This window comes from Kosmotoga sp. (genome assembly GCF_982836095.1).
In genome coordinates this window covers 1-12,349 of the sequence record NZ_CEYIHJ010000017.1, presented here as the reverse complement: position 1 = coordinate 12,349, position 12,349 = coordinate 1, and the positions used below count along the sequence as shown (strand labels likewise).

Genomic DNA, 12,349 nt, shown 5'->3' with positions numbered 1-12,349 from the left:
TTTTTAGTTCCTCCTGTTCGGCTCCCTGGTCGATCAGGCCTTCAACCAGTGCCTTCCTCACTTTCCCGGATGGATCCTCTGAAATTCTGTCAATGAGTTCTTCGTCTAACAAGCCCAACTCGGTGATGTATTTCACCGAAGTGGCTCTCACGGTTTCATTTGGATCATCAAGCATAGAAATCAGTAACTCATCATCTACTCCGCGTTTCCCCAGCAATTCTACTGCTGCCTTTCTAACGCTGTATGATGGATCTTCAAGATAACTCTCTATCTGGTCGCGGTTTACGGAAATGTCAGATGTTGCAAGTTCCTTTACGGCTTTTGAGCGTATATATGCAGATGATGATTGTAACATCTCCTTTATGTCATACTCTGCTCTTCCTTCGATTTCGTTTTGAATACTGTCCAGAACCTTCTTTATATCTTTCGTCATTTCAATCACTCCTCTAAATTATATGTAATAGAGAAATCATCGAGCTGAATGGTCAATAGCCCGTTGCGTTCTTCAAAGTGACCTCCTTTTCGCAGTTCGACTATACTGTTTATACCTGGCTTTTTGTTCTCTTCTTTGGCTCTACGCTTTAAAGTTTTCCCTTCGAAATAGTAGGAGATATTCAGAGTTTTGCTTCCTTTCTTGATCTGAAATGCCAGGTAATTATCATTATAGGCTTTCATTTTCTTTAACAGGCTCATATCGTTATGAATTACCCCAAAGGCTCTGCTCATGGCATTTGTATAGCGAATAGTGTCAAAGAATCTGCTTTCCATACGCAGATAATTTATCAGGGTTCCAAGCAAAGAAATTGTTATTACACCAGAAGCGAGAAACATCAAGAGTGTTTCAAGGAGAATCGTCCCTTTATTCTTCCTCATCATCCCTTAAGCTCTCTGCAAGTTGTAATGTTATTTCAAGTCTTTCCAGTGTTCTTTCTCTTCCAAGCACTGCAATGGTTTCGAAAAGCCCCGGAGTTACCAGCCTCCCGGTAACACCACCGCGAAGAGTCTGGAAGGTGTTCTTTTTGGAAGTGATTTTGAGTTCTGCCAGGTCTCTTATTACTTTTTCCACACCTTCAACACTCCAGTCCGAATTATCTTCGAATCTCCTCATTGCTTCTGAAATGAGTTCCAATGACCATTCTTTCGTCAGGTATTTGTTCACATATGAGGCATCATATTCGGGTTCTTCTGTGAAAAAGGGCATTGAAAAATCATACAACTGGGAAAGAGTGTTCACCTTTTCGCGGCAGATTTTCAGAACTTCTCTTGTATATTGCGCATCTTCCACAAAAGCTTCCATGAAATCCGTTTTGCCAGTGTATCTGAACCATAGCTCAAACTGAGAAACGAGCTCATCGATGTCCAGCATACGTAGATGTTTCCCGTTTATCCATTCGAGCTTTTCATAATCAAAAATCACGGCTTTGTTGGAGATCGATGCTGGGGAAAAATCTTTCAATTTCTCCACATAGTCGAAAATCTCTTGATCTACACTCCAGCCGAGCAGGGCAAGGTAATTCATCAACGCTTTGCTGAGATAGCCTTCACGTCTGAAATGTTCTACGCTGGTATGCCCATGCCTTTTTGAGAGAGGGCTCCTGTCATGACCCAAAATCAAAGGTATGTGCATAAACTGGGGCGTTTCCCAGCCTAATGCTTCGTATATCATGATCTGTTTTGGTGTGTTGGAAAGGTGGTCTTCGCCACGGAGAACGTGGGTTATTTCCATCATGTGGTCATCTACGACCACAGCGAAATTGTATGTTGGAAACCCGTTGGACTTTATTATCACGAAATCGTCAAAAGCATCACTGGAAAAACTCATTTCTCCTTTCAAGAGATCCTTAAAAGTAATGTCCGAAGCGTCAGGAATTTTGAACTTCACGGTAAAAGTATATCCCTCTTTTAATTGAGGGCGCTCGGTCGAAGTGGATATTACGGTTTTCGGGTCATCTGCCTTGTAAGTCGCGTAGTAAGCATGGCCATTTTTTATAAGTTGTTCAGCGATATCGTTGTATATTCTCATCTCGGTCCTCTCGCTCTGACGGTATGGGCCATGGGGTCCACCAATATCAGGTCCTTCATCCCAATCTAAACCACACCAGCGGAGAGAATTGATTATCTGCTCTTCTGATTCACGTGTAGAACGCTCTGTGTCTGTATCCTCTATACGCAGGACCATTTTTCCACCCTGGCTCCTGGCGAATAACCAATTGAAAAGAGCTGTTCTAACACCGCCCACATGCATATGTCCTGTTGGACTGGGCGCAAACCTGCATTTGATCATTGTTTTCCCTCCAATTTATACTGTTTATGCTAAGAATCTATCCAATTGTTCAAGAGCTGTCACCTGAAATATCTCCACAATGCGCCTGTTATCAAGAAACTTGCCATCTATTAAGCTAGGAACAATTCTATCTGTCCAGCCACCTGTTCCCCTGAATAACACAACAGTTTTTCCACAGGCATAGGCTGAAATGATTTCATAAAGTGTCCCAATTTCACCGCCAATTGAAATAACCAAATCAGCTGACCTTATAAGAACAAGAGACCTCATTAGATAGTCCATACCCGTATTTATAGTTAAATTGTTGTATTCATTTCCAGCTTCATCAAAGGGAAGTATACCAATTGTCTTTCCACCGGCCTGACTAGCTCCTTTAGAAACTAATTCCATAACACCATCTCGTCCACCAGTGAGAAGATTATGCCCTTTTTGTGCAATGAGTTCTCCAAGTGCCACACAAATATCCGATATCCTTTTTATAATTGGCCTTTCTACATCGCCTGAGTAACCGATTACAGCGACGTTCATTTTATTCTTCAACTCCAAGATAGTTTTCAATAACTCCCGGATCATTGAGTACCTTTTCCGGTGATCCAGAAGCAATAACCTCTCCTTTATTTAACACATAGAGAACATCTACGACTTTGCTTAAGCTGTTCACGTCGTGATCCGTAACGATTACACCTATGGAACGTTCTTTGAGCTTTAAGATCATTTTCTGTATATCTTTAACTGTGATGGGATCAATTCCGACAAATGGTTCATCAAGCAGGATAAAATGGGGTAAGAGAGTTAAGGTTCTGGCAAATTCCAGCCTTCTTTTTTCACCACCAGATATAAGGTCTGCCTGCTGGTGTTTTAGGTGTGAAATACCGAACTCTTCCATTAGTTTTTCGGAAATTTCCTGAAGCTCTTTCCCTTTTTTCCCATTCAACCTCAGTATAACTTCCAGGTTTTCTCCAACATCAAGTCCCCTGAATATCGAGCTTTCCTGAGGTAGATAGGCAATTCCCCTTTTTGCTCTTTCATGTATTGGAAGATGCGTTATCCTTTCATCGTTTAGAAATATCTCTCCCTTATCCGGAATCACTATACCAAGAATGGACTTAAAGGCGGTGGTTTTCCCCGCCCCGTTAGGGCCGAGGATACCAACCACCTGCCCGGATTGTGCCATTATAGAAACATCTTTTAATACCTGGCGCTTGCCAAAACGCTTATAAAGTCCAACGCACTTGAGAACCGTGCTCACACACTTAGAATCCTTTCAGGTATTCAATGACCATATCGGTAATATCATATGTCCCTTTGCCGTAAACCACCGAGTCATTGGAAAGTACCAGATCATAATCGAGGAATGTCGCGTAATCCTCAATTCTCTTTTTAATCTGATCAAGTATAACCTGGGTTTTAGAGTTGTATGTCTGCTGGAGTGTTTGTTCATACTGAGCTTTCTTAGTGAGTATTTCCTGCTGCTTGGTGGCCAGCTCTTGGCTGCTTGCGCCAGATTTTACCATATCTTGATACTCTTTCGTCAGGTTATCCAGCTGTTTTTGATAAAAGGCAAAATCCTCCTGATAATTCTTGTTGAGATCCTGCCACTCCTTTGTTGATTGAAGCACTTTTTGAAGGTCAAGATAAGCAATTTTCGCTGGATTGGACGGCCCTGAAGCGTTATCAGAGATAACAAGGGCTCCTGCTAAAACCAGCGCAATCGTAAGGATCAGACCGAGCTTTTTCACAAAATGCACCTCCTATGGGAATATTAGAACAATTTTTTTGAATCCAAAAGAATAGTTACAGGTCCATCATTAACAAGCTGAACTTCCATATGCGCCTGGAAGACGCCCGATTTTACATCTATTTCTTTAGAAGCCAAATCCACAAATTTTTCAAAGTACGCCTTTGCAAGTTCCGGTGGAGCGGCTTCGGTAAAAGAGGGCCTTCGCCCTTTGCGAGCATCACCCAAAAGGGTGAATTGCGAAACGACCAGCAGCTGGCCATTGACCTCTTTTAGAGAGAGGTTCATTTTTCCCTGTTCATCTTCAAATATCCGGAGATTCAGGACTTTATCCAGCATCCATCGTAGATCGTTTTCTGTGTCGCCAGTTTGAACACCGAGTAGCAACAAAACACCATGTCCGATTTTGCCTACAACGGTTCCATCTACTTTTACTGCAGCCTGGCTAACTCTTTGAACCACAGCTCTCATATAGCACCTCCGACTCTTATTACTCTTTGAACTCCCTTTATTGATCTAAGGCTTTCCATTATCGATGTCAGATGTCCGAGATCTTTTACCAGGATATTTGCATCCATGAAATCATAACCCCACTTACCTGATTCCACAGTGTATTTAATCACTTTTGCACCTTTCACTTTGAATTTGTCTATCACTTTACTTATTACAGAACGGTCAGAAGCATCGAAATCAACTATAACCTTTACTCTGTACATATCGTTAAGGCTGAGACTCCATTCAGCGCTTAATTGTTTCTCCAGCGGGACGTTTCTGACATTTTTACATTTCGCATTATGTATGGAAATACCCCTTTTGCTGATAATAGCGACAATGTCATCTCCAGGAACTGGATTGCAGCATTTCGCAAAATACACATCTATGCCTGTTTGGCCGCCAATTAAAACCTCTTTTCCTTTCCCGGGTTTTATCTTCACCCTGGATACTTCAGGAAGCTCTGACTCTTCTTCTTCAGGCTGGATAGTTTTTAGAAGCTCCGAAGTTGTAATGCTTCCCTCACCCAGTTTGAAAAACAAATCTTTTTCACTGTTTATGTTGAATTTCTTTAACACTCGTTCCATTGTGTCACTTTCTAAAAACTCGTCTACGCTTTTCCCCAATCTTTTGCATAATTTTTTACATATATCGCGACCACGTTCCATAAACTCAGCGTTGGTCTTGTTTTTGAAGAATCTTCTTATTTTGGCACGAGTACTGCTGGACTTTGCATATTTTAACCAGTCAAGGCTTGGTCCCTCACTGGCTTTGTTCACGATAATTTCGACTCTATCGCCAGCTTTGAGTTCATAATCAATGGGAACTATTCTGTCATTTACCTTTGCACCGGCGAAATGATGCCCGATCTCCGTATGGATGGCATAGGCAAAATCGATCGATGTTGCACCCTTTGGCAGATGAATGAAATCTCCCTTTGGAGTGAATACGTAGATCTCATCTCCACCACTTAACATCTTGGAAAGTGCACTCAAGTCCTCGAAACTGCTGATGAGAGCTTCATCTTTTCTGAGCTTTTCAAACCAGGGGTTTTTTCTCATCGAGCTGATGCCCTCTTTGTATAACCAGTGAGCTGCAACTCCATATTCGGCTTCCCTGTGCATGGTTTCAGACCTGATTTGTATTTCCAAGGGTTCTCCATTGTGGGTTACGAGAGTCGTATGCAAAGATCGATAGCCATTGGACTTTGGGGTGGCAATGTAGTCTTTTATTCTCCCGGGAATAGGTGCCCATAGTGAATGGACAATTCCTAAAATTTTATAACAGTCAACATCACTTTCTGTAATTATTCTCAGTGCGATGAGGTCATATATCTCGTCAAAAGCCTTGTTTTTCCTTGTCATTTTAGTCCATATGCTGTAAAGATGCTTCACTCTTCCCTCGATCCGGAAATTGATACGATATTTCCGCAATTCTGATGTCACAATCCTCCTGTATTCATCCATTATGGACTGCCGTTCCTGAAGTTTGCGGTTCATCATTAACTTGAGTTCTCTGTACTGTTCCGGATAGAGTGTTTTAAATGAGATATCTTCAAGTTCCCATTTAATCTTGTGAATACCTATTCTATGCGCAATAGGTGCATAGATTTTCAACGTTTCGTTGGCTTTTTCTTTGCGCTTTGTCTCATCTTTTAAATGCTGAATAGTACGCATGTTGTGAAGCCTATCTGCGAGTTTTACAATGATAACCCTGGGGTCATCTGACATGGCAAAGAGCATTTTCCTGATTGTTTCGACTTTCATCTTGAATTTTGCTTCTTTTTTATCCAGCTTCTGAGTAAGATTGAGATTGCTTATCTTTGTAACTCCATTAACAATATTGGCCACATCGTTTCCAAATTTCTCTTTGACCTCATCGATGGAAACTTCGCAGTCTTCCACAATATCATGGAGTAATCCCGCAATAATAGTAGCAAGATCGGCTCTAAGCTCTGCCAAAATCTTTGAGACTGCTACGGGGTGTATTATAAATGGTTCGCCAGAATCCCTGAATTGAGAGCGATGATGGGTAAAGGCAAATTCATATGCCGCAATTATTTTTTCTCGCTCTCGCCTTTTTATTCTGAATCCAAGGATCTTCTCAATTTCTTTGACAAGATCCAAACCTTCCGTGCCGTTTAAAACTTTCTCGCTCAAGTTCTCACCCCGGTTCTTTTAACAATTTTAGCACGGACTGAGGTTCAAGGCATTCGTATATTCCAAATCATAAAAAGAAGGTTTTAATGGCATTCGCTATCACAACCACCACTAGAATTAATTTGATGAATTTCAATCCTTTTTTCAGAGCAAGCTTAACTGCGATATAAGCGCCTGTCATATTTCCCAATGCCAATAACAGCCCTATCGGGATATCGACCATACCTTTAGACAGAAAGACTATAAGGGAAGTTGTGGTATAGATCAAAACAATCCCGACTTTTATCGCATTGGTTCTTAAGAGATCTGTACCCAAAAAGAAAGTAATCGCAGCTATAAGGAGAAACCCTATTCCGGCTTGAATGAACCCACCATAAATACCTAGCAAAAAAAAGCCTGCTCCTTTTAGATAAGGATTGTTCACAATTTTCTTGTTCTTGCCAAGCTTTGGCTTCTTGATAACAAAATACACCATCACCAGCAGAATAACACTTATGACCCTTCCCAGTATCTCCCTATTGAGATCCACTGCTATAAAGGAGCCAACTATGGCACCCGCAGCTGCAAAAATACCAAGCGGAATTGCAACTTTAAAGCTCTTTACGCCACGTTTTTCGAAAGAACCAACTGCAACAGCGTTTTGAAAGAATATTGCAACCCGGTTTGTCGCGTTTGCAATATCCGGCGAAAGGCCCAATAGCATAAGCAGCGGCAGAGTAATCATCGATCCACCACCAGCGAGCGTATTAACAACTCCTGCAAGCACACCACCGAAATAAACCGTCAATAAAAGGAGCGGGCTCATTTCTTCACCTCCGGAATGGTTTTTTAGAGTTTAACATGTTTTTGGTTTACATATTTCATAAAACTACTATCTCATCAGGAGGGTTTAGGGTCTGGTTATTATGGTTTAGTAAAAGCACTAGACCTACTATAACATCTTGTATAGTATAGCATTCTTTGTATATAGCAGCGTATTTTGATGTATAACTATTTGTTATTATATCTGTCTATAATATGGTTATTTCTTGTATCTATTGTATCGTTATGCTATAATTTGTATATACTAAGAGAAAGGTAGAGACAATGGAGGTATGGCAATGAGCAGAGATATTGGGGTGATAGAGATATTAAATCTCCTTGGAAAGTTAGAAGATGAAGGCGCTATTTCTTCAAGAAAGCGCTTTATAGAAAACTATATTAAAATACTAGACAGTCTTGATTTAGTAACCTCTGACATAAACAGAATAGTTGAAGCACATCAGAACGCTGAAGAAAAAACCCTTTTTGTCAGGGCTTATGGCGACCTGGTCAACAGGCTTGCGGAGCTTTCAGGCATGAAAGTGGAATACATCAAATACAGCAACAGAGATAAAATAAGTGGTATCTGGTACGCTGGCGAGAACTTTGAGCTCAAGGTAGCTGCGATAATACCGACCGATCACGAAGAGGCAAAGTGGATTTCTAGAAGTGCACTTCTTATATTGCCAGAAGCTATTGACTTTGGACGACCTTTTGTAACCGTGGAGAAGCTTACGGAATTTTTTAGGCTTGTCTCGCATATTAATTTACCAATTTCTACATTAGCTCAGGTCTTAAGAGTCGATGATAACTACGATTTGCGATTAATCCCTGTCATGGAGCTTATCGTGCTTGCTTTCAAGAAACAGCTAAAGTCTAAGGTCAACAATATTTCCATGAATATAGAATGGACACAAAAAGAGCTCGAACAGCTTTTTGAAACTCTAAAATTACCCACACTGTATTTTATGAAAATCCTCCTTTCTGGAAAAAAGACGGCTTATGAAATATATGAAGAATTAAACAGTATGCTTGAAAATGATGCTCACGAAAAAGTAAAAAGTCCCATGGCAGTCGGGGCAATTATGGGTGCACTTTCAAAACACTATCGTGGATTAAAAGAACCACTTGTTGAACGTAAGGGAAAGCACTATATTATCAACGAAAAATATAAAGATATGATAGCATCTGCTATAACTAGCATCCAAAGCTAATTGCAATATCGAACTGCATTATTTTGCCGTTAGAGGCCTTTTTTGTTGATTTGATATATAAATATCAAGAAATTCAAAAAAAGTGCCTTAAAATCGATTCTGCGAGGTCACGTTCTGTGAAAAGCATTATAAGCTAAATGCAGAAGCCGTTGTTACTCATTGTATTATGGTATAATAAAAAGTGGAGACATAATGTATATTACGTCTCCACTTTTCCTTATTTTTTCTCATCTAATCATAGGGGGAATAAAATGGACTTTGAAGATGCAGTAGAAAGATTCACCGAATATCTGGAATTCGTCAGAAATCTCTCACAAAATACAGTCAGTTCATATACTAGAGACCTCAACCATTATAGCAAATACCTCCAGGAACATTCATTGGATTATAGGCAGGTAAAAAGGCGAGACATAGAAAGATTTATGAAGGAGCTTTCTCAAGGATACTATTCCGCATCGAGATTATCCCCTTCCTCTGTTGCTCGCCATCTTTCCACTCTCAAAACATTTTACATGTTCCTCTATGTAAGTGGCACGGTAAACAAGATTCCAACCGACCTTGTAAAAGCCCCAAAGACCCGAAGACGTATTCCGGAATACATAAGTTATGAAGAAATCCAGAAAATACTCAATGCCTTTCCAGAGACTCACCTTGGAAAGCGCAATCGTGCAATCATTGCACTGATGTACTACTGTGGGCTCCGGGTTAGTGAGGTCTGCTCCCTTACATTAAGGGATATCTCCCTCGAAAGTGATCCCCTGGTGCGCGTCAAAAGCGGTAAAGGAGATAAAGACAGGATAGTGCCTCTCACCCCTGATGCGATTAGCATGCTAACAGATTATCTGGGTTATAGAGATAAATTTCCAAAAGCCAATAGGCATTCCAGGCTCTTTTTGGGAATCCACGGCGAGCCACTTTCAAGGAAATCCGTGAACAAAATGCTCCAGAACCATGTTAAGAAGATATTCCCGGACAAACACTTCCACCCTCATATCTTCCGCCACAGCTGTGCAACACATCTTCTCCAGCGTGGTGCGAGTATAAAAATCGTTCAGGAAATCCTCGGCCATGCCAATATATCCACTACCAGCATCTACCTGCACATCACCGACAAAGAAAAGCGAGAAGCAGTAAAACTACTATCTAACGGGAAAAACACCGACACTTAAATTTTTGGCGTGGTATATACTAATATAATAATACATAATGCTATTTTGCCTGCTATATTGTGGCTATACTTTCTATATTAAGAATAATATTCTATAATAATTTTATTTGCAGTATAGCAATATATAATTTGTTTATACCATCCAATTCTTGTTTATACAGAAAAAAACAGAAATTTGACGCGAATCGCAAGCAGTGATTACGATCCGAACCGCTTCGTGCTTGTCCCAAATTTTTGGCTCTCACTATTCAGTTCTTTCACACCACTCGACAAATATTCACAGTTTTCACATAGGTCACAATAGTGATATAATTTTCAAGGGGTGCATATTATGGATAGAAAGGTTATTAAAGAACTAATGGCGGTTTTGTATGATAAACCTTTAGATAAAAATAGCAAAACACTTCTTGTTGATAGAAGAAAAGAGCTTGCCAGGTTAGAAAACATCACTTCTTTCCAGCCTCTTGGAATATACGGAGTCTGTGGCGAAACGGGCGTTGGAAAAACCACAGTTCTAAACCTTTTAAATGATACTATCAAGAGTTTCTACATCATTCTTTCCGAAAAAGATAGCAAAGAAATAATTATCGGTGATCTTCTTTACAAGTTGGCCCTAATTTCTGCTCAAGCAGTAAATCGCGGTGATAAAGATAAAGTAGAAAAAATCATAGAGTGGATAATCACTGAACGAACTGAAACTTCAAGCATGCATGGCGGAATAAATTCAGTAGTATCTGCTGGTGCAACTAAAGCTTCCTCAGTTAGCAGAAAATTCAACGTCTATCAAGCATATCAAATGCTTGGTGAATTGATCGATATACTCAAAAGTAAGTTTGAAAGAATAGTGTTGATTATAGATGAGTTAGATAAAGAAAAGAAAAGCGATGTGCTCCAAATTCTCGATTCATTGAAACATTTGCTGGTGCAAAATGGCGTGATTTCCATTATTTCACTCCCTTTTTCGATATACAGAGAATATGCCCAAGATAGGTTACGATGGAATGAATCAGGAAATCTCGAAAACATATTCAAAGACATGATCTTCCTTGAACCGTTGAAACTAGCAGATGTTCAAGAAATGCTCGTTAAAAGATTGAAAAACTACCCAGACATATTAACCAACGATGCTTATCAGGAAATAGTGAGATTTTCAGATGGAAACCCCAGAGATGCCCTATGGATTACCCAGCAAATAATACTTGACAATACAGAAGCTCGAAAGATAGATGGCAGCATCGCGACCAATTCTATAAAGAAAATAGTAAAGGAATACATGAAATTTGGAAGAGCATTAACCGACATACAGAAGAAGATACTCATGAAAATCGCGCTAAATCCTGGAGATAGATCTTCAATTGCCAACTCTCTTGAAAATGAAGTTAAACCCCAAACCACCTATACCTATATAAACAGGCTCATCAAAGAAGGCTTCTTGCTTGAAAGAAACGGCATAATATCCGTTCCCGGCAAAATATACTTCTCACTTCTTGATTGAGAGCCATTCACACCACTCGACAAATATTCACAGTTTTCACACAGGTCACAATTCTTCACAGCAAGCTGGGACAGGGCTATATTATTGGGATAACGTTGAAATCTCAAAAAAAGAGGTACAAGAGCAGGTTGCAGATATTAGTGATACAATTTAGAAAACGCAGTCATTGGAGGGACAGATGGAAGCTATAAAAATTGCTAAAAAATTCATCGAAAAATACTACACCAATTGCCTTGTAGCTTTTCTATCAGGAAGCGTTGTGAGAGGTGAAGGAACCCCAACTTCGGACCTCGACATTGTTGTCATTTTAAAACCGGGAGAAAAACATCACCGCCGTTCCTTCATCTTCAATAACCAGCCAATTGAAGTCTTCGCCAACACCGAAGAGTCTATCGAAAAATTCTTCAAATTTGATGTTGCTGAAAAAGAACCGTCGTTACCTCAAATGTGTTCTGAAGGAATAATTATTAGAGACACGCACGGGCTCGGTGAAAGAATCAAAGAACGCGCTTGCGAATTGCTTGCAAAAGGTCCTGGCATACTTTCCAAAAAAGAAATTGACGACTATCGATACAGCATCACAGATCTTCTTGATGATTTTTCCGGTTCAACAAAGAAGGAAGAATCGATCTTTATAGTTGAAAGATTGGTAAATAATGCGGTGAAGCTACACCTTTTGGCCAACGGCCAATGGGTAGGAAAGGGTAAGTGGCTGTACCGGGCACTGAAATCTTTCGATCCCGACCTGGCTAAAGAATTGGTAACCGCAATGGAGCTTTTCTTTTGTCACAATAATGCCTCCGCTGTTATAGAACTCGTTGATAGAATTCTAGCTCCTTTTGGCGGCAGATTATTCGAAGGCTATTACAGAGATTGAGTCTCAATATTATTACCCTCCCTTAGGGAAAGATAGCCCCCCTTTTTGAGGTTTTTCCTACTCATGAGGTGCATTTATAATTCCATTTCCTTCCCCTTGGTGGTTGGTTATAACTTATGGG

13 protein-coding genes are annotated in these 12,349 nt (G+C 40.2%); 4 read left to right on the top strand and 9 right to left on the bottom strand.

Annotation, left to right across the window (positions count from 1 at the left end; translation table 11 throughout):
- The 9 genes from AC3LHT_RS02400 to AC3LHT_RS02360 all read right to left on the bottom strand — a co-directional run.
- The coding region (locus AC3LHT_RS02400; RefSeq protein WP_488661856.1) for a HEAT repeat domain-containing protein at nt 1-433 on the bottom strand (433 nt) is incomplete at its 3' end.
- A gap of 5 nt (nt 434-438) precedes the next feature.
- Complete coding sequence (locus AC3LHT_RS02395) at nt 439-876, bottom strand: hypothetical protein (protein WP_488661855.1); 438 nt, start codon at nt 874-876, stop codon at nt 439-441.
- Nucleotides 860-2,284, bottom strand: a complete 1,425-nt coding sequence (gene gltX, locus AC3LHT_RS02390; protein ID WP_488661854.1) for a glutamate--tRNA ligase — start codon at nt 2,282-2,284, stop codon at nt 860-862. The genes AC3LHT_RS02395 and gltX overlap by 17 nt, the downstream gene beginning before the upstream one ends.
- A 24-nt stretch (nt 2,285-2,308) precedes the next feature.
- On the bottom strand, nt 2,309-2,812 hold the full coding sequence (locus AC3LHT_RS02385) for a TIGR00725 family protein (RefSeq protein ID WP_488661853.1): 504 nt from the start codon (nt 2,810-2,812) through the stop codon (nt 2,309-2,311).
- A 1-nt stretch (nt 2,813) separates the two neighbouring features.
- Nucleotides 2,814-3,533, bottom strand: a complete 720-nt coding sequence (lptB, locus tag AC3LHT_RS02380; protein WP_290645186.1) for an LPS export ABC transporter ATP-binding protein — start codon at nt 3,531-3,533, stop codon at nt 2,814-2,816.
- A gap of 4 nt (nt 3,534-3,537) precedes the next feature.
- Nucleotides 3,538-4,023 (bottom strand): OmpH/Skp family outer membrane protein, encoded by a 486-nt coding sequence (locus AC3LHT_RS02375; protein WP_488661852.1) that lies wholly within the window; start codon nt 4,021-4,023, stop codon nt 3,538-3,540.
- 23 nt (nt 4,024-4,046) lie between these two features.
- Entirely contained in the window at nt 4,047-4,493 is a 447-nt protein-coding gene (gene dtd / locus AC3LHT_RS02370) for a D-aminoacyl-tRNA deacylase (protein ID WP_488661851.1), read from the bottom strand.
- A complete protein-coding gene (locus AC3LHT_RS02365; protein ID WP_488661850.1) occupies nt 4,490-6,673 on the bottom strand; it encodes a RelA/SpoT family protein in 2,184 nt (727 codons plus the stop codon). Before AC3LHT_RS02365 ends, dtd begins: the two co-directional genes overlap by 4 nt.
- Before the next feature lie 67 nt (nt 6,674-6,740).
- Nucleotides 6,741-7,478: a sulfite exporter TauE/SafE family protein gene (locus tag AC3LHT_RS02360; RefSeq protein ID WP_488661849.1), complete on the bottom strand. Its 738-nt coding sequence runs from the start codon at nt 7,476-7,478 to the stop codon at nt 6,741-6,743.
- Nucleotides 7,479-7,773: 295 nt separating this feature from the next.
- On the opposite strand from AC3LHT_RS02360, the gene AC3LHT_RS02355 reads away from it, so the two are divergent.
- The 4 genes from AC3LHT_RS02355 to AC3LHT_RS02340 all read left to right on the top strand — a co-directional run bounded on the left by AC3LHT_RS02355 (nt 7,774) and on the right by AC3LHT_RS02340 (nt 12,228).
- The gene (locus AC3LHT_RS02355) at nt 7,774-8,688 is read left to right on the top strand and encodes a hypothetical protein (RefSeq protein WP_488661848.1); all 915 of its coding nucleotides are present in this window, start codon (nt 7,774-7,776) and stop codon (nt 8,686-8,688) included.
- 251 nt (nt 8,689-8,939) lie between these two features.
- Nucleotides 8,940-9,857, top strand: coding sequence for a site-specific tyrosine recombinase/integron integrase (gene xerA / locus AC3LHT_RS02350; protein WP_488661847.1), 918 nt, complete (start codon nt 8,940-8,942; stop codon nt 9,855-9,857).
- 330 nt (nt 9,858-10,187) lie between these two features.
- Nucleotides 10,188-11,351 carry an ATP-binding protein gene (locus AC3LHT_RS02345; RefSeq protein WP_488661846.1) on the top strand — a complete coding sequence of 388 codons (1,164 nt, stop codon included), beginning with the start codon at nt 10,188-10,190 and terminating at the stop codon, nt 11,349-11,351.
- 178 nt (nt 11,352-11,529) lie between these two features.
- The gene (locus AC3LHT_RS02340) at nt 11,530-12,228 is read left to right on the top strand and encodes a nucleotidyltransferase domain-containing protein (protein WP_047755137.1); all 699 of its coding nucleotides are present in this window, start codon (nt 11,530-11,532) and stop codon (nt 12,226-12,228) included.
- Nucleotides 12,229-12,349 lie beyond the last annotated feature (121 nt).

Excerpts from the sequence above, each read along its gene's own strand:
- AC3LHT_RS02395 (WP_488661855.1), bottom strand. The coding sequence starts at position 876 with ATGATGAGGAAGAATAAAGGGACGATTCTCCTTGAAACACTCTTGATG.
- gltX (WP_488661854.1), bottom strand. The coding sequence starts at position 2,284 with ATGATCAAATGCAGGTTTGCGCCCAGTCCAACAGGACATATGCATGTG.
- AC3LHT_RS02385 (WP_488661853.1), bottom strand. The coding sequence starts at position 2,812 with ATGAACGTCGCTGTAATCGGTTACTCAGGCGATGTAGAAAGGCCAATT.
- dtd (WP_488661851.1), bottom strand. The coding sequence starts at position 4,493 with ATGAGAGCTGTGGTTCAAAGAGTTAGCCAGGCTGCAGTAAAAGTAGAT.
- AC3LHT_RS02360 (WP_488661849.1), bottom strand. The coding sequence starts at position 7,478 with ATGAGCCCGCTCCTTTTATTGACGGTTTATTTCGGTGGTGTGCTTGCA.
- AC3LHT_RS02355 (WP_488661848.1), top strand. The coding sequence starts at position 7,774 with ATGAGCAGAGATATTGGGGTGATAGAGATATTAAATCTCCTTGGAAAG.
- xerA (WP_488661847.1), top strand. The coding sequence starts at position 8,940 with ATGGACTTTGAAGATGCAGTAGAAAGATTCACCGAATATCTGGAATTC.
- AC3LHT_RS02345 (WP_488661846.1), top strand. The coding sequence starts at position 10,188 with ATGGATAGAAAGGTTATTAAAGAACTAATGGCGGTTTTGTATGATAAA.
- AC3LHT_RS02340 (WP_047755137.1), top strand. The coding sequence starts at position 11,530 with ATGGAAGCTATAAAAATTGCTAAAAAATTCATCGAAAAATACTACACC.